At 68.2% G+C, this 15622-nt stretch carries 14 protein-coding genes; 8 read left to right on the top strand and 6 right to left on the bottom strand.

Annotation, left to right across the window (positions count from 1 at the left end; genetic code table 11):
* Window positions 1-2791, bottom strand: a 2791-nt coding sequence (locus K1Y73_RS06445) for an amino acid adenylation domain-containing protein (RefSeq protein ID WP_225027306.1), incomplete at its 3' end; no start/stop codon positions are given.
* Window positions 2784-3347: a YdcF family protein gene (locus K1Y73_RS06440; RefSeq protein WP_225027305.1), complete on the bottom strand. Its 564-nt coding sequence runs from the start codon at window positions 3345-3347 to the stop codon at window positions 2784-2786. The genes K1Y73_RS06440 and K1Y73_RS06445, both read right to left, overlap by 8 nt.
* A gap of 396 nt (window positions 3348-3743) precedes the next feature.
* On the opposite strand from K1Y73_RS06440, the gene blaOXA reads away from it, so the two are divergent.
* The 8 genes from blaOXA (at window position 3744) to K1Y73_RS06400 (ending at window position 11644) form a co-directional block, all read left to right on the top strand.
* Window positions 3744-4565 carry a class D beta-lactamase gene (blaOXA, locus tag K1Y73_RS06435; protein ID WP_225027304.1) on the top strand — a complete coding sequence of 274 codons (822 nt, stop codon included), beginning with the start codon at window positions 3744-3746 and terminating at the stop codon, window positions 4563-4565.
* Between the two features lie 48 nt (window positions 4566-4613).
* Window positions 4614-5531 (top strand): LysR family transcriptional regulator, encoded by a 918-nt coding sequence (locus tag K1Y73_RS06430; protein WP_225027302.1) that lies wholly within the window; start codon window positions 4614-4616, stop codon window positions 5529-5531.
* A gap of 232 nt (window positions 5532-5763) precedes the next feature.
* A complete protein-coding gene (locus K1Y73_RS06425; protein ID WP_225027300.1) occupies window positions 5764-7059 on the top strand; it encodes an SDR family oxidoreductase in 1296 nt (431 codons plus the stop codon).
* Window positions 7056-7523, top strand: a complete 468-nt coding sequence (locus K1Y73_RS06420) for a DUF2269 family protein (RefSeq protein WP_225027298.1) — start codon at window positions 7056-7058, stop codon at window positions 7521-7523. Before K1Y73_RS06425 ends, K1Y73_RS06420 begins: the two co-directional genes overlap by 4 nt.
* Before the next feature lie 236 nt (window positions 7524-7759).
* Window positions 7760-8371 (top strand): ATP-binding protein, encoded by a 612-nt coding sequence (locus K1Y73_RS06415; RefSeq protein WP_225027297.1) that lies wholly within the window; start codon window positions 7760-7762, stop codon window positions 8369-8371.
* Window positions 8372-8514: 143 nt separating this feature from the next.
* Window positions 8515-10002, top strand: coding sequence for a DUF4153 domain-containing protein (locus tag K1Y73_RS06410; protein WP_225027296.1), 1488 nt, complete (start codon window positions 8515-8517; stop codon window positions 10000-10002).
* Window positions 9999-10673: a response regulator transcription factor gene (locus K1Y73_RS06405; RefSeq protein WP_225027295.1), complete on the top strand. Its 675-nt coding sequence runs from the start codon at window positions 9999-10001 to the stop codon at window positions 10671-10673. Before K1Y73_RS06410 ends, K1Y73_RS06405 begins: the two co-directional genes overlap by 4 nt.
* Window positions 10670-11644 (top strand): sensor histidine kinase, encoded by a 975-nt coding sequence (locus K1Y73_RS06400; protein ID WP_225027294.1) that lies wholly within the window; start codon window positions 10670-10672, stop codon window positions 11642-11644. Before K1Y73_RS06405 ends, K1Y73_RS06400 begins: the two co-directional genes overlap by 4 nt.
* 397 nt (window positions 11645-12041) lie before the next feature.
* Here the strand turns inward: K1Y73_RS06400 and K1Y73_RS06395 are convergent, their stop codons facing one another.
* Genes K1Y73_RS06395 through K1Y73_RS06380 form a run of 4 tightly spaced genes read right to left on the bottom strand, consistent with a single transcriptional unit; the run spans window position 12042 to window position 15617 of the window.
* Entirely contained in the window at window positions 12042-12797 is a 756-nt protein-coding gene (locus K1Y73_RS06395; protein WP_225027292.1) for a class I SAM-dependent methyltransferase, read from the bottom strand.
* Complete coding sequence (locus tag K1Y73_RS06390; RefSeq protein ID WP_225027291.1) at window positions 12797-13567, bottom strand: ABC transporter ATP-binding protein; 771 nt, start codon at window positions 13565-13567, stop codon at window positions 12797-12799. The genes K1Y73_RS06395 and K1Y73_RS06390 overlap by 1 nt, the downstream gene beginning before the upstream one ends.
* Entirely contained in the window at window positions 13564-14595 is a 1032-nt protein-coding gene (locus K1Y73_RS06385; protein ID WP_225027289.1) for a FecCD family ABC transporter permease, read from the bottom strand. Before K1Y73_RS06385 ends, K1Y73_RS06390 begins: the two co-directional genes overlap by 4 nt.
* Window positions 14592-15617, bottom strand: a complete 1026-nt coding sequence (locus K1Y73_RS06380) for an ABC transporter substrate-binding protein (RefSeq protein WP_225027287.1) — start codon at window positions 15615-15617, stop codon at window positions 14592-14594. Before K1Y73_RS06380 ends, K1Y73_RS06385 begins: the two co-directional genes overlap by 4 nt.
* Window positions 15618-15622 lie beyond the last annotated feature (5 nt).

Below are 15622 nucleotides of genomic sequence, written 5' to 3'. Positions count from 1 at the left end.
GCGCGCCGGGCCTGATCACCACATGGGCGATCAGGCGATCGGCGGAAGGCGGCGCGGCCAGGCCCGACACTGCCGCGTCGATCACCTCGGGCAGGCAGCACAGCGCCGCCTCGACCTCGTCCGGCTCGATTCTATAGCCGTTCACCTTCAGCTGGCTGTCCAGCCGGCCCAGAAACAGGAAGGCGCCATCGGCGCCGGGTCGGGCCCGGTCGCCGGTGCGATAGATCCGGGTCGGGCCCCGGCCGGGAAGGTCGACCACCGGAAAGCGCTGCGCGGTCAGGTCGGGCTGGTGCCGATAGCCCCGGGCAAGGCCGGGCCCGAACAGGCACAGCTCGCCCTCCTGTCCGGGTGCGGCCAGCGCCAGCGTCTCGGTCATCAGGCAGGCGCCCATATTGTCGATCGGCCGCCCGATGGCGACGGGCTGGCCCGGGGTGCAGATGGCGAACAGCGCTTCGACCGTGGCCTCGGTCGGCCCATAGGCGTTGATGAAGATGCGGCCCTTTCCCCAGCGTTCGACCAGCGCGGGCGGGCAGGCTTCGCCTGCAACGATCACATGGGTCAGATGCGGATGCTCGGCCTGCGGCAGGATCGCCAGGGCCGAGGGCGTCAGCGAAAGATGCGTCAGCCGCGCCTGCGCGATGAAGCGGCCGACGGGCGGGCCGGGGATCGCCTGCACATCCGAGGGATAGACAAGACTGGCCCCGGCGGCCAGCGCCATGGCCATGTCGCCGATCGAGACATCAAAGCCGAAGCCGCTGATCTGCGAGACGCGGGCGCCGGGGCCGATCTGGAAGTGGCGGCAGGCCGCCGCCGCGTAATTGGCAAGCCCCCCGCGCGCGATCTCGACCGCCTTCGGCTGTCCGGTCGTGCCCGAGGTGAAGATCATATAGGCCGTGGCCTCCGCGGCCCTTGTCAGGGCGCGCCAATCGGGCATGGGCCTTTCGCCCCGATCCGGCAGCTGGCCGCAATTCACGAAACCAAGGCCGATCTCGGGCAGGGCCGGGCTTGCGGCATTCACCACAACCCGTCGCACGCCCGCGGTCGTCAGCATGTGGCGCAGCCTTTGTTCGGGCAGCGCGGGGTCAAGCGGCACGAAGACGGCGCCCAGATGCAGGATGGCAAGGAAGGCGGTGACCCGGTCCACCGAGCGGCCAAGGCAGACGCCGACGCTGTCGCCGGCCCTGACGCCGGCGGCGGCAAGGGCGGCGGAAAGGTCATCGCTTCTCAGGACCAGATCGGCATAGCTGAGCCGGCGGTGCCCCATTTCGACGGCGGTTGCCATGGGCTGGCGTTCGGCATGGCCGGCGACAAGGGCCAGCAGATCGGGCGGCAGGGGGCGCTGCGCCCCGATCATCAGGTTTGGCGCGGGGGCAGGCGGGGCTGGCGGAAGGGGCGCAGGCGGGCGCGTCAGCGCCTGGGCAAGCCAGGGCGCGATCGGCGCACCGCTGGCGCCTGCCATGACGACAAGCGTATCGTCGCCCTGCAGATCCTGGCGCAGCCGCGCCAGCAGCTCGGACAGGCCCGAGACGGGCTGGCAGGACAGCCCCTCGGCCCGGCAGGCCTGGGCCAGCGCGGCATCGCCATTTCCCGCCTCGCCCAGAGCCGCGACCGGCAGGATATAGCTGCGGTCCGCGGCCGACAGGGCCTGGGCGAAGCGCTGGGCCATGCGCGTGACGCGGCTGTGCAATTGCGGCTCTAGCACGGCGATCAGCCGGCCCTGCGTCGTCTCGCGCAGAACGGCGATTGCGGCTGCGATCTCGGTCGGGTGATGGGCGAAGTCGTCGAAGATCCGTGGCTGGCTGTCCGGGGCAAGGCGCTGCAACCGCCGCGCGATGCCGGGAAAACCGGCCAGCGCGCCCGCCGCGGTCTGGAACCCGATGCCAAGGCCAAGCGCCATTCCAAGCGCCGCCAGCGCATTCAGCAGGTTGTGGCGCCCCGGAACGGCCAGAGCCAGCGCCCCCAGCCTGGCCCCGTTCAGGAAGACGCTGGCGCCCCCCGCCCGATCCGGAACCGCGCGCAACGCCGCCGTCTCGCCAAGGCCATAGGTCAGGGCCGCACAGCCCGCCTGCCGCAGCGCCGCGATGACCTGCGGGTCATCCCCGCAGGCCACGGCCCGCCCCTTTGGCCGCAGGCGCGACAGAAGATCGGCAAAGGCGCGCCGCAGCGCGGCCGGCCCGCCATAATGATCGGCGTGATCGTCATCGACATTGGTCAGCACGACATGCGCGGGCCGCCACTGGGCCAGGGCGCCATGGGCTTCGCAGGCTTCGGTGACGAAGGGCGCGCCCGGCGCGCCCAGCCGCGCGGGGGCCAGGCCGGGATCGGCAAACGAGGCGCCCAGCATATAGCCGAAATCGTCCTGTCCCGCAGCCTGTCCGGCAGTCTGTCCTGCAGCCTGGCCTGCCGCGCGCAGGATGTGGATCAGCATCGCCGTGACCGTCGATTTGCCATGGCTGCCCGCCACGCAGATCGCCGGTCGGTCGGCGATCAGCTCGGCCAGCATCCGGGCGCGGGTCTTGACCGATATGCCGGCACGCCGCGCCGCGCGCCGTTCCACATGGGTCTCGGGGATGGCCGGGCTTGCCACCACACAGTCCGCCGCCCGCGCAAGCGCCGGATCGGCGCCCGACAGGACCGTGACGCCCTGATCCCGCAGCAGGGCAAGACGTGCCGGCGCGCAAAGGTCGTCGCTGCCGGTGACGATATGGCCCGCCTGCCGCAGCAGCAGCGCCAGCGGCAGCATGCCGCTTCCCCCCACGCCGATCAGGTGCAGCCGGGCCCGGTCAGACATCGCCCAGATCCCCTTTCAGGGCATATTCGCTGATCTTGCCCAGTTCGGCGAAGATGCGCTGCCGGCCCTGCGCGGTCTGCCACCAGCTGTCGGCCGACAGATCGCCGGGGTCGTCCGGGGGCTGGGCCACCAGCCGCACATCGGCCGGGACATGGCGGCGCAGGGTCATGATCGCGCGGCGCATGTGAAAGGGTTTGGCGCAGACAGCAAGACGGCGGACCTGCGCCCAGCCCAGTTCCTTCTCGATCAGCGCCGCGCCGAAGGCCGCGTTCTCGGCGGTATTGCGGGCGGCCTTTTCCAGCAGCAGCGCGCTTTCCGGCACGCCCGAGGCCAGGGCGTGATCGCGGTAATAGGCCCATTCCACCGACCCGCTGACGGCCGTGCCCGCGCCCGAGATCAGCAGTTTTGGGGCCAGCCCCGATTTGTAAAGCGCGATGGCCGGCTGAAGGCTGCTGATCGAGGGGCTACACAGGACAAAGGCCAGATCCACAGGTTCCGGCCGGCATTTCTTGAACAGGAAGGCGCTGATGGCCGCGCGGCTGTCATATGGATCCATGCCGCGTCCCTTGCTCCTGCGGAGGCCTTTCAGGGGGCAGACCCTACGCGATATCCACCCCGGGGCAATCGAAAACGGCGGGGGGCGGGGGCGCCGGTCCGACCCGCCCCCTGCCGCCGCATCTGCCGGCAAAGGGCCTTGGTCCCGTGCCCTGTGGCGGCTGCGGCGGCTGATGCAATGGTGCGGGAGCCCGCCGCGGCGACGTGGTCCTGAAACCGCTGGTCTGGCCAGGTATTTTTGCGCGTTCGGCAAATCTGCCGGGCTTGCGGGGCGCGCTGGGCGTCCTGACATGCCGATCATGCCGGATTGCCGCGCGAGAAGTCGGAAGATGACTTGGACTTTCCGACCCATGCGGCCGTATCTGGCGGGCAGGCAAGAAGGCAGGAAGGACCCCTCATGCGCAAGACGATCCTCGCCGCGGCCCTGGCCGGTCTGGCACTTCCCCCCGCCGCGCTGGCCGAAGAGCAGGTGGTCTGCATGATCGCGGTGAACCCCGCTGTATCGGTTCCGCTGATCCACGAGGGGGCTTGCGACGAGCGGATATCCTCGGCATCGACGTTCAAGGTGGCGATCAGTCTGATGGCGTTCGATGCCGGGATCTTCACCGCACCGGACGCGCCGGAATGGCCGTTCAAGGAAGGCTATGCCGACTGGAACCCGCGATGGAAGCGGGCGACGACCCCGGAAAGCTGGATGCGCGATTCCGTGGTCTGGTATTCGCAGCGCGCCACCGAGCAGCTCGGGATGGCGCGTTTCGCGGCCTATGTCGATGCCTTCGATTATGGCAATAGGGACGTTTCGGGAGACAAGGGCAAAGGGAACGGCCTGACGCAGGCCTGGCTGAGTTCGTCCCTGCAGATCGCGCCCATCGAACAGGTCGGCTTCCTGACCCGGATGATCGAGGGCAGGCTGCCCGTCTCGGCCGCGGCGGTCGCGCATACGAAAGACCTTCTGGACCAAGGCGAACGGGCCGGCGGCTGGCATATCTATGGCAAGACGGGTGCCGGACTGCCGTTCGGTCCCGACGGCGCGCTGCTGAAAGGCCAACCCTTTGGCTGGTATGTCGGCTGGGCGGAAAAGGGATCGGAACGGATCGTCTTTGCGCGGCTGATCCGGTTCAGCGAACGCCCGGATGGCGCGCCGGGTGCGATTGCCCGGGACGGGGCGATGCGGGCGCTGTTCCCGCCGGATGGGGACGGTGAACTGACACGGCCATGACGCGGCGGGCCTGTTGGCTTTCGTTCGGCAGGGCTGCAAGGGGGGCCCATGAACATTGATCATTTGCGGGATTTCCTTTGCGTCGCCGAGACGCTGAACCTGACGCTTGCGGCCGAGCGGCGGAACACCACCCAGTCCAACCTGAGCAAGCGCCTGCGCCTGCTTGAGGACTATCTTGGCCGGATCTTGATCAACCGGCGCGTCCGGCCGGTTTCGCTTACCGCCGCCGGCGAGGATTTCGTTCCGAAAGCCCGCCTGATCCTGTCCGAGATCGACCATTTCAAAGGCGGCTCGTCGCCCTGGAGCCCAAGCGAAGGCGGGATCCCCATCGTCATGCCGCACAGCGCGACGGTGGCGATCTTCCCGGATTTCAAGGCCTGGCTGGCGCAGCGCCTGTCGGGCATGCATTTCGCCCCCCGGATCGCCAATCACGACATGGCGGCGCGCATGTTGACGCGATCTGAAGTCGACCTTGCGCTGGTGACACGACATCCGCGCGTTCCGATCGACGCGGCGTTCCGGGTGTTCCTGCCTGCCGATATCGCCGCCGACAGGCTGGTGATCGTTGAGCCGCCCGATGCGCAGGACAGGCACATGCCGCTGCATGTCTCGCATCCGCAGACCTATATCGGACAGATCTGGACGGCCTGCCGCATGGCGCTTCCGGTAACCTCTGAGGTTCCCCATGGCATGGCTGCCGACATAAGGGCGCAATGCATTGCGGGAACGGGGCGCGGGGTGTTGCCTGAATCGCTGGTCGAGGCCGATGTGGCCGCCGGCAGGCTGGCCGTCCGGCAAGGGACAGCCGATCTGAGCTACACCATCTCGCTGTACTGCGCTCCACAGGCCGGCCGGCGCGCAAGGCGGGTATGGTCGGTCGCGGCTGGGATTGGCGCCGCGCAGAAGGAAGCCCCGCGCGCCGGCGAACCCGGTCACAGCTGGTCGGTGAGGGCTGCAGGGCACTGATCCGCTGACCCTTGGGGGCAGGCGCAATCTGGCTGAGCCGCCAAGCCGTCCCGCTCGGCGCCCAGGGGCGCATGCCGGATCGCCGCGATCCAGGCAAGGTGCAACACTGCGCCGGAGGGCTTGATCACAAGCGCAACTGACCCGTTTTGCACTGCAAGCCTTGCGCGCGCCCCTGTCGGGCCCTTGGCAAACCCGGTAACAAGTATCTGGTCAGGCACGGGAACGGGACAGGATGCGCAAGGCTGTCGTGCTGGGGGGATATGGGCTGATCGGGGCGGCCTGCATGCGCGCGCTGACCGCCGAGGGCTTTGCCGTTACCGGCATCGGGCGGTCGCGCGCCGTGGCACTTGCTTCCAGCCCGGATGCGACCTGGGTGATCCGCGACATTCGCGCAATTGACGTTGCAGAATGGCAAGCGCTGCTTGCCGATGCGGATGTTGTCGTGAATGCCGCAGGTGCGTTGCAGGACGGGGCGCGCGACAATCTGGAGGCTGTTCACGTCACGCTGTTGTCCCGGCTGGTCGAGGCGACAAGGGGTCTACCGCTGCGCATCGTGCAGATCTCGGCGGCGGGGGCGGAGCCTGCGGCATCGACGGAATTCTTCCGATCGAAGGCCCGTGGCGATGCGATCCTTGCCGCGGGGGCGCGGAACTGGGTGATCCTTCGGCCGGTGCTGGTGCTTTCGCCCGAGGCCTATGGCGGCACGGCGCTGTTGCGTGGCGTGGCCGCGCTGCCCCTGATCCTGCCGCGCGTCCTGCCAGAGGCGCGGGTGCAGACCGTTCATGTCGACGACCTGGCCGGGGCGGTCGTCGTGGCTGCAAAGGGTCAGGTGCCCTCGGGCCTTGTCGCCGACCTGACCGAGCCGGGGGCGCAAAGCTTTGCGACACTGGTTGACTGTGTCAGGCATTGGCAAGGTTTCCCCGCGCCGCGCTTTCGCCCGGCCTTTCCCGATGCATTGCTGCGTCTGATCGGGCGGGGCGCCGATGGTCTTGGGCATCTGGGCTGGCGCTCGCCGCTGCGCAGCAGCGCCCTGCAAGCGCTGTCGGACGGGATCCGGGGCGATCCGACTGCCTGGCTGGAAGCGGGGGGCCGGCCTTGCCGGTCTTTGTCGGCGACACTGGAAAGCCTGCCTGCAACCCGTCAGGAAAGGCTGTTCGCACGGTCCTATTTCCTGCTGCCTCTGGCCATTGCGACGCTGGCGCTGTTCTGGTGTGCCTCGGGGGCGATCACCCTGATCGACCCGGCGCGCGCCATGGCGGTCCTTGGCGGGCGCGGCATTCCGGCCTGGATCGCGGCACCGACGGTGTTTGGCGGGGCGCTGGCCGATATCCTGCTGGGGCTGGCGATCCTCTGGCGCCCCCGCGCAAGGATGGCGGCCCTGGGGATGATCGGGCTGTCGGCAGCCTACCTTCTTGGCAGTCTGGTGCTGGCCCCGGATCTCTGGCTGGATCCGCTGGGGCCGATGATCAAGGTCATCCCCGGCATGGTGCTGGCGGCCATGGTCGCGCTGGGGCTGGAGGAGCGATGACTTACGAGATCCTGCGCGTCCTGCATGTGATCGGCGCAACAGTGCTTCTGGGCACGGGGGCGGGCATCGCCTTCTTCATGGTCATCTCGAACCGATCGGGCGATCCGCGACTGATCGCCCATGTCGCGGGTATCGTGGTTCTGGCCGATACGGTGTTCACCGCGACCGCCGCCATCCTTCAGCCGATCACCGGCTATCTGCTGGCGCGCGAGACAGGCTGGCCGCTGCTGTCCGGCTGGGTGGCGCTGTCGCTGGCCCTTTATGTCTTCGTGGGGCTGTTCTGGCTGCCCGTGGTCTGGATGCAGATCCGGCTGCGCGACATGGCCCGCCTTGCCGCCGCACAGGGCGGACCTCTGCCTGAGGCCTACCATCGGCTTTATCGCTGGTGGTTCGCCTTCGGCTTTCCGGCCTTTGCGGCGGTGCTGGCAATCCTTTCGCTGATGCTGGCAAAGCCGACGTTCTGACGATGCGATCCGGACCTTCACCGATCACGTGACGCATGAGCAGCGCAACCCGGCCGCCGCGATCCGGGCGGGCGCGGAGTTGCTGGACGACAGTCCCGTGCTGGCGCCAGAGGACCGCGCCGTTCGCGCAGCTCGCCAGTGCCGGAGCGCAACTTGAAGCCCAGATTTCTGCCCTGCGCGATGCGGCAAGGGCGCGCGAGACGCGCGACCTGGGACGAGGCAGGCCATCGCAGCGCATGCCCGCACTGAACGCCGACTGGCCGGGCCTGAGGCCGGTTGCCGGTGGGATGGCCATCGAAATCCCCCTTGCGTCAGAGGGGCTGCGGATCATCCTTGGCCATGTGCTGCGCAATGCGGCAGAGTATGGTGCCGATACCGGAACGTTGCGGGCAAGCGACGCCGACAAGGCTCGCACCCTCACCGTTCACGACAACGGTTGCGGGGTGCCACCTGGAAACGCGGCCAGGGTGTTCGATCCCTTCTTCACCAACCGCCCTGAAGAAGGCGGAACCGGGATAGGCCTGACGGTGGTGCGCAGCATCCTGCAGGCCCATCACACCGATATCGCGCTGGCGAAGAGCGCCGAGGGGGCGCTGTTTCGTTTGACCTTTTCCTTAGGCCGGAATGGGCGGGAAGCGGCCCGTGAGGTTGCGGCATCGCACCCGCGGCAATCGGCGATAGCCGACGTTAGCGGGCTCCATCTGGCGCAATGCGACGCGCAGGAAACAGACATCTCGCGCAGGCAGTCGTGCCACGCACCATCAACAAATCGCGGCTCTGACCTGCCTTGCGCCGTAATCGAAGTGTCGGGGCGCAACATCACCGGAATGGCCATTCAAGACACCTGAAGCGAGGGCGGCTTAATCGTCAGCGAATGGCCGCACTCCGGTGCGCAGCTTCGGTCGCTCTGCACGACATCTGCACAAACTGCGCGCGGCAACTGCACACGGGCCGACGCAAGGTCTCGCAAAACAGTTTGCGGAGCCAGATCATGACACAGCCCCTACTTATCCCCGGACTGCCCCGGTCCCTTGCGCGTGACGGCTGGTGGCTTGATGCGCCGGTCTCCGGCCCGCCCGGTGTGCCGCAGGGCGAGGCGCGGACCACCAGAGGCCCGCATTGGGCGGGGCTGACGGGTTTGGTCGCGCTGGCGGATCTGTTATTTTGGCATCACGCCCCCGGTCTGTCCTTGGCACTCTTCGCACTTGCGATCCTTGGCGTGGCCGCGGCCGGGAGCTGGCGGCAGTCCGCTCGGCCGGTGGTGCTGCTTGTGCTTACGGCGCTGCCGGTAGTCGAGCATCTGCAGGCGCTCTCGCTGGCCTTTCTGGGCCTAGGGCTGGCGTTGGCGCTGGTCTGGCTGCGCCGCCCCGAGGCCGGGAAGACCGAGATGCTGGCGCAGACGGCGGCCTGGCTGGGTCGTCTGCCCGGGTACTGGCTGGCGCCACTTTCACTGCACGCGGGCGTGTTGGCGCAGATCACTCGCCCTTCTCACGCCAGCCGCAGCGCGCGCAAGGCCCTGCGCGACTGGGCCTTTCCGCTGGCCGGAAGCCTCGTGTTTTTGGGACTTCTGATGCAGGCGAACCCGGTTCTGGCACAGGTACTGGCGCTTGACCTCGACCTTTGGTCGGCGCTTTCGCGCGCGGCGTTCTGGGGCGCGGCGGCACTGTTTGTCGCTCCCCTGCTGTCGCCCGACTTGCCCGCCCTGGCGTCGCTCTCGCCCATCGCCTTGCCCCGGGCCGCCCGCCTTGGCCTCAACCCGCGCTCGGTGCTGCGCGCGCTTGTCCTTTTCAACGCGCTGATCGCGATGCAATCGCTCACCGACCTGTCGATCCTCGTCTTTGGCGCCACCCTGCCCGAGGGGATGAGCCTGGCCGAATACGCCCATCGCGGCGCCTATCCGCTTTTGGCGACCGCGCTGCTGGCGGGGGCGTTTGCGCTGTCGGCGCGGCCGTTCCTGCACGAACATCGGGCGATCCGACCGCTTCTGCTGGTGTGGCTGGCGCAAAACATGGTGCTGTGCGGCGCAGCGATGATGCGACTGGAGCATTACATCGACACCTACGGGCTGACCTATCTGCGGCTCTACGCCCTAATCTGGATGGGTCTTGTGGCGATCGGGCTTGGCCTTGTCGCGGTGCAACTCCTGCGCGGGCGCAATGCCGCGTGGCTTTTGATCCGCTGTGCGGCGCTTGGCCTTGGCACACTCTATCTCTGCGCCTTCGTCAATTTCGCGCAGATCATCGCGGCGCAGAACCTGGCCCGGGCCAACCCCGATACCGACTATATCTGTTCGCTCGGGCCGATGGCGCATGGCGCGTTTCTGGATGCCATGCGGGCGACCTCCGGGCTGCGGATTGAGCCCCGCCCCTGCGCGATCTGGTTTCCGCCCCAAACCCCCGGTTGGCGGGAATGGGGGTTCCGTTCATGGCGCGTCGCCCGCTACAGTTCCGCAATGAAGATACCGGAGCGGACGCGATGAAGATCCTGATCGTCGATGACGACCCGCGCCTGCGCGATCTGTTGCGGATCGCGCTGGAACGGGCGGGCTTTGCCACGCTGACCGCCGCCGAGGGTACCAGCGCGTTGATCCATGCCCGTCGGGAGGCGCCCGATCTGATCGTGCTCGACATCGGCCTGCCGGAGCTGGACGGGTTCGAGGTCTGCCGTCGCCTGCGCGCCACATCCGACGTGCCGATCCTGTTCCTGACCGCGCGCGACGACGAGATCGACCGCATCGTCGGGCTGGAACTGGGTGCGGACGACTATGTGACGAAACCGTTTTCGCCACGCGAACTGGTGGCGCGGGTGCGCGCGATCCTCAAGCGCGCGGGGTGGGCGTCCAGCCCGGAAACGCTTGCCCACGGCAAGATCACGCTCGATCTGCGGGCGCGGGTCTGCCGGGTCGCGGGGGTGGATCAGGCGCTGACTGCGACCGAATTCGACATCCTAGCGCGGCTTTTGGCCGAGCCGGACCGGCTCGTCCCGCGGCCCGTGCTGATTGCGGCGCTTTGGGGAGCGCAAAGCGCGGTTTCGGACCGCACCTTCGACAGCCACCTGCGCAACCTGCGCCGCAAACTCTCCGAGGCGGGCTGCGACGGCGCCATTGAGACGGTGCATGGGCAGGGCATGCGACTGGGCGCCTGCACATGATCCGGCGCTGGCGGCCTTCGCTGGCCTTCGTGCTGGGCGGAGCGCTGACGGGTACGTTGGCACTGTCATTCATCGGACTGGTAACGCTGCGCTATCTGGGGCCAGTCATCGGGTTCAAGGTGACGGCGGCGGGGCTGGGGCTGACGATAACCGCTGCGACCGCGGGGCTGGGCTGGCTGCTCTTGCGGCTCCTGTTGCGACCGATCCGCGCGCTCGAAGGCTATGCAAGGGCGCAGGAAAGCGGCGCCGATGCTCGCCGGCCGGAACATTTCGGCACGCGCGAGACTGCTGCGACAGCGGTGCGGGTGATCGCCATGGCCGAGGCGGCGCGTGACCGCGAGGCGACGATCCGCGCCTTTACCGACCATGTCACGCATGAACTGAAAACCCCCGTTGCGGCGATCCGGGCGGCGTCGGAACTGATGCAGGACGGTGGCGCCCTGACGCCCGAAGATGCCAGGTTGCTGGCCGAGATTGATGGCGCAAGGGCGCAGATCGAGGCGCAACTGGCCGCGCTGCGCCTTGCCGCGCAAGCGCGTGAACTGCGCCATCTGGGCCAATCGCGGTTGGCCGATCTGCTGCCCGCGCTGCAAGCGGATTACCCGGCGTTGGAGATCACGGCCACCGGCGACACCTTGGCCCTGCCGATCGCGACCGAAGGCATGGCGATCGTACTGGCGCAGATGCTGCGTAATGCCGCCGAACACGGAGCGGGGCGGGTGCGGATCGAGGCCGCCCAGTCGCCAGAGGGCGTGTCTCTCGATATTTCTGACGATGGCTGCGGCATCTCGAAGGGCAACGAAGCGCGGGTGTTCGAGCCTTTTTTCACCACGCGTCGGGCGTCGGGCGGCACCGGCATGGGCCTTGCGGTCGTGCGCAACCTGCTGTCTGCCCATCGCGCCGGGATCACGCTCTGCACCGGCCAGCCCACCCGGTTCCGCATTCTCTTTGGCCGCGCCGCGACCGATTGAGTCAGGATTGCGCCGCGATCAGCGCGGAGGTTCTCTTTGGGCTGCCTTGCGCCGTCGCTGCGCAATGCCTGAGCGGCAGCTACGAGAAGAGCGCGCCGAGGGGCGACCGGCCGCTTCGGGCCGATCTCAACTCCACGAGAGTTGAAACCTGTTCGGCGCACAGGTAGTCGTCGCCGCACTGATGGTTGCGGCCACTGCTACCCTGGTCGCAGCTACGTTCGGCCTAACGATCTGAAACATCTCGGATAAGCGAAACCTGTCCTGGGCAAGGCGATAGCAAACCAAGCGGCCATCGCGCTTTCTCTCAGCGCTTGATCAAAGGATCGCCTGGTGCAGGCGTGTATTGCGGCGCACCGACCAATCTCCCGATTGAGTTGAACAGAACTGGACAGGAAGCTCAGATCGCCCGCCTCGCCGAGATCGCAAAGCGATGTGTGCCCAGGCGGAGGAGCCGCTGGCGCCAGCCCATGGGGCGCAGGGCGGCGATACGCGTGTCACGGCGCGCCGTAGCGAACCCGGCTTTTTCCAGTTGAACGGTCAGATCCTGCGCACGCAGACCGTCGCGGAAGGGCAGGCGGGCGACGATGCCGGCATGGGCGCGCCATTGCGCCTGCGTCACCAGCCCGTGCGCGGCGGTGGGATCCTTGCCCAGCAGCCTGTCCATCAGCGGCCCCAACCGGGCAAGAGGCGGCGGGGTGACATGGTCGCCGTCGATCAGCAGCAGCGTTCCGCCGGGCCGCAGGATGCGGTGCCAGTCGGCCAGGGCGGCAGCGGGATCGGTCAGGGTCCAGAACAGGTAACGCGCGACGATCACATCGGTGCTGGCATCGGGCAGCATGGTCAAAGCGGCATCGGCCTCGATGAAGCGAACCGGCAGGCCCCGCGCCTTGGCCCGCGCGCAGTCCAGCATCTGCGGTGTCATGTCGAGACCTGTCGTCGCGAACCCCAGCGCCTGCAGCAGAAGTGTGATCTCGCCGGTGCCGCAGCCCAGATCCAGCGCCTGTCGGCCCTCTGCCGGGCCAAGATGGCGCGACAGCAGTGCCTGCCATTCGGCCCGACGCGGGCCGAGGCCATGGCCGGGGCTTGCGTCATAGGTCTGCGACCGTTCCGCCCAGTAATCGCGGATGTCATCCTTCAGGCTGCGATTGTGCATCAGGCCTCCGGCATCAGATACTGAACATGCGGCCGCCCGTGATGGGGCGAAGGGGCGACCTGCGCCGCCGTCCCGAAGACCGATGCGATCAGGGCTTCGGTCAGGACCTCGGCCGGCGGACCGCAGGCGACCAGCCGCCCGGCTTGCAGCACCCCGATCCGGTCGCAGAAACGCGCGGCGAGGTTCAGGTCATGCAGCGCGATCACGCTGGTGACAGGCAGGGTCGAGACAAGGTCAAGGATCTCGATCTGATGCTGGATGTCGAGGTGGTTGGTCGGCTCATCCAGGATCAGATGCGTCGGCTGCTGCGCCAGCGCGCGGGCCAGTTGCGCCCGCTGCCGCTCGCCGCCCGAGAGGATCTGCCAGGGTCGGTCCTTCAGATGGGCCACATCGGCGCGTTCCATCGCAGCCGCGACGATGCGGTCATCGGCCGCGGTCCAGGGCGACAGCAGTCCATGATGCGGGGTGCGGCCGAGGCGGACCACCTCGTTCACGGTGATCGCCGTCTCGGTCGTGGCATGTTGATCGACGACAGCCACCTTGCGCGCAATGTGCCGCGCGGGCTGGCGCGACAGATCCTCTCCATCCAGCGCCACGCGGCCCGCGCTGGCCGGTCGCAGCCCGGCGATCACCCTAAGGAGCGAACTTTTCCCCGATCCGTTCGGCCCCAGCAGGCCGAAAGTCTCGCCAGCCATGATCCGCAAGCTGACGCCTTGGAAGATCGTTTTCCGCCCCGCGCTCCAGCCCAGGCCATGGGTCTCGATCGTCATGACGCCGCCCTCGCCCGATACAGGATGACCGAGAAGAACGGCACGCCGACCAGCGCCGTGACCACCCCGATCGGCAGGATCTGCGGCGCGATGATCAGGCGCGAGACGATGTCGGCCAGGACCATGAACAGCGCGCCGGTCAGGGCGGTGGCGGGCAACAGCCGGGCATGGCCGGGCCCGACGAGGAAGCGCGCGGCATGGGGGATGACAAGGCCCACGAAGCCGATGGCGCCGACCATGCTGACCATGGTGGCGGTCATCAGCGCGGTCGTGACCAGAAGGACCACGCGCACCCGGCGCACGTCAATGCCAAGCGCGCGGGCCGCATCCTCGCCGAAGGTGAAGGCATCCAGCGCGCGCGCATGGGCCAGGCAGACCAGCAGCCCCGCCGCCAGCACCACCGCCGCAAGCGCCGCATCCGGCCAGCGCACCCCGGAAAAGCTGCCCAGCAGCCAGAACATGACGCTCCGCGCCTGTTCGGCATTGGCCGAGGTCGAGACGATCCAGGAGGTCAGCGCGTTGAACAGTTGCGAGGCGGCGACCCCGGCAAGGATCGTGCGATCCGCCGTCTGCCGATTGCCCGCCAGCAGCACGACGAAAAGAAACGCCGCCAGCGCCCCGCCAAAGGCGCCGACGGACAGGCTGAAGGTCCCCGCGCCGAAGCCCAGCAGCATCACCATCACCGCCCCGGTCGACGCGCCTGCGGAAATCCCCAGCACATAGGGCTCGGCCAGGGGGTTGCGCAGCAGGCTTTGCAGGATGGCGCCCGACAGCGCCAGCCCGGCCCCGCACAGCGCCGCGACAAGGGCGCGCGACAGGCGGTAATCCCAGATCACCGCCTCTTCGATCCGCTTCAGCGGCACCTCGGTCAGTCCGATCCGGTTGGTCACCGCCTGAAGCGTGGTCAGGGGAGAGATCGGCATCTCACCGATCCCCACCGCCAGGGCGATCGCCAGCAGCAGTGCGGCCAGCACCGCAAGCGCCGACAGGGCCAGGACACTCGGCCGGCCCGCAGAGGCGAGACTCACTTCAGCAGGCCGAAGCGGTCCAGCGCATCCGCTACCACTTCAAGCCCCATGATGGTGCGCAGCGTGGGGTTCATCGCTTGCGCGTCCATCTCGACGATGCGGCCCTCGCGCACCGCCGCCAGTTCCTTCACCACCGGGTCCGAGGACAGGAAGGCCTTCTTCACCTCCGGATCATCCGCCGCCTGGCTGCGCCGGTCCATGGTGCCGATCACGATCACCGTGGGATCCGCCGCCGCGATGGTCTCCCAGCCGACAAGCGGCCATTCCTCATCCGTCGCGATCACGTTCTTGGCGCCCAACATGGCGTTGATATAGCCCGACGCGCCCGTGCGCCCCGCCACCCAGGCATCGCCCGCCACCTCGGCCGAAGAGAACCAGTAAAGGATCGACACTTCATCCGCACGGCCCTGAACCCTGGCCCGCGCCGCCTCTTCCCGCGCCTTCAGCTTGGCGATCACTTCGCCGCCGCGCGCGCTGACCCCGAAGATCCGGGCAAGATCCGCGATCTCGGCATACAGCAGGTCATTGGAATAAAGGTTGCCGCGCAGACTGTCGCCATTGGCGCGGGTGCTGGTCCCGCAATTCGCGGGCGAGACATATGTCGCGATCCCCAGATCCGCGAATTGCTCCGGCGTGCCGACCCGGCCCTCCGGCCCGACCGAGCTTTCGAACTGCACCGCCAGCAGGTCGGGCTCCTTGGCCACCACCGCCTCGAAGCTGGGCATGTTGTTCGAGATGCGTTCCACCTTCTCATTCGCCGCCGCCAGCTCGGGCAGAACCGGAGAAACCCAGATGGCGCTGCCCGCCATGCTGTCTTCCAGCCCCAGCAGCAGCAGAATCTCGGTGCTGTTCTGGCCCAGCCCCACCACCCGCTGCGGGGGCGCGTCGAAGCGCAGGACGCGGCCGCAATTCTCGATCTCCAAGGGGAAGGTATCGGCGCGCGCCAGGCCCGCGATCAGAATGCTTGCCAGGCCGAAGCCAAAGGCCACGCGGCGCAGGGTCGCGCCGGAAACGGTCGTCATCATCA

Source organism: Xinfangfangia pollutisoli (assembly GCF_020179405.1).
Taxonomy (GTDB): domain Bacteria; phylum Pseudomonadota; class Alphaproteobacteria; order Rhodobacterales; family Rhodobacteraceae; genus Pseudogemmobacter; species Pseudogemmobacter pollutisoli.
This window is presented reverse-complemented; position numbering and strand designations above follow the sequence as displayed.

Coding starts and splice junctions, on each gene's coding strand:
- K1Y73_RS06440 (WP_225027305.1), bottom strand. CDS start 3,347: ATGGATCCATATGACAGCCGCGCGGCCATCAGCGCCTTCCTGTTCAAG.
- blaOXA (WP_225027304.1), top strand. CDS start 3,744: ATGCGCAAGACGATCCTCGCCGCGGCCCTGGCCGGTCTGGCACTTCCC.
- K1Y73_RS06430 (WP_225027302.1), top strand. CDS start 4,614: ATGAACATTGATCATTTGCGGGATTTCCTTTGCGTCGCCGAGACGCTG.
- K1Y73_RS06425 (WP_225027300.1), top strand. CDS start 5,764: ATGCGCAAGGCTGTCGTGCTGGGGGGATATGGGCTGATCGGGGCGGCC.
- K1Y73_RS06420 (WP_225027298.1), top strand. CDS start 7,056: ATGACTTACGAGATCCTGCGCGTCCTGCATGTGATCGGCGCAACAGTG.
- K1Y73_RS06415 (WP_225027297.1), top strand. CDS start 7,760: ATGCCCGCACTGAACGCCGACTGGCCGGGCCTGAGGCCGGTTGCCGGT.
- K1Y73_RS06410 (WP_225027296.1), top strand. CDS start 8,515: ATGACACAGCCCCTACTTATCCCCGGACTGCCCCGGTCCCTTGCGCGT.
- K1Y73_RS06405 (WP_225027295.1), top strand. CDS start 9,999: ATGAAGATCCTGATCGTCGATGACGACCCGCGCCTGCGCGATCTGTTG.
- K1Y73_RS06400 (WP_225027294.1), top strand. CDS start 10,670: ATGATCCGGCGCTGGCGGCCTTCGCTGGCCTTCGTGCTGGGCGGAGCG.
- K1Y73_RS06395 (WP_225027292.1), bottom strand. CDS start 12,797: ATGCACAATCGCAGCCTGAAGGATGACATCCGCGATTACTGGGCGGAA.
- K1Y73_RS06390 (WP_225027291.1), bottom strand. CDS start 13,567: ATGACGATCGAGACCCATGGCCTGGGCTGGAGCGCGGGGCGGAAAACG.
- K1Y73_RS06380 (WP_225027287.1), bottom strand. CDS start 15,617: ATGACGACCGTTTCCGGCGCGACCCTGCGCCGCGTGGCCTTTGGCTTC.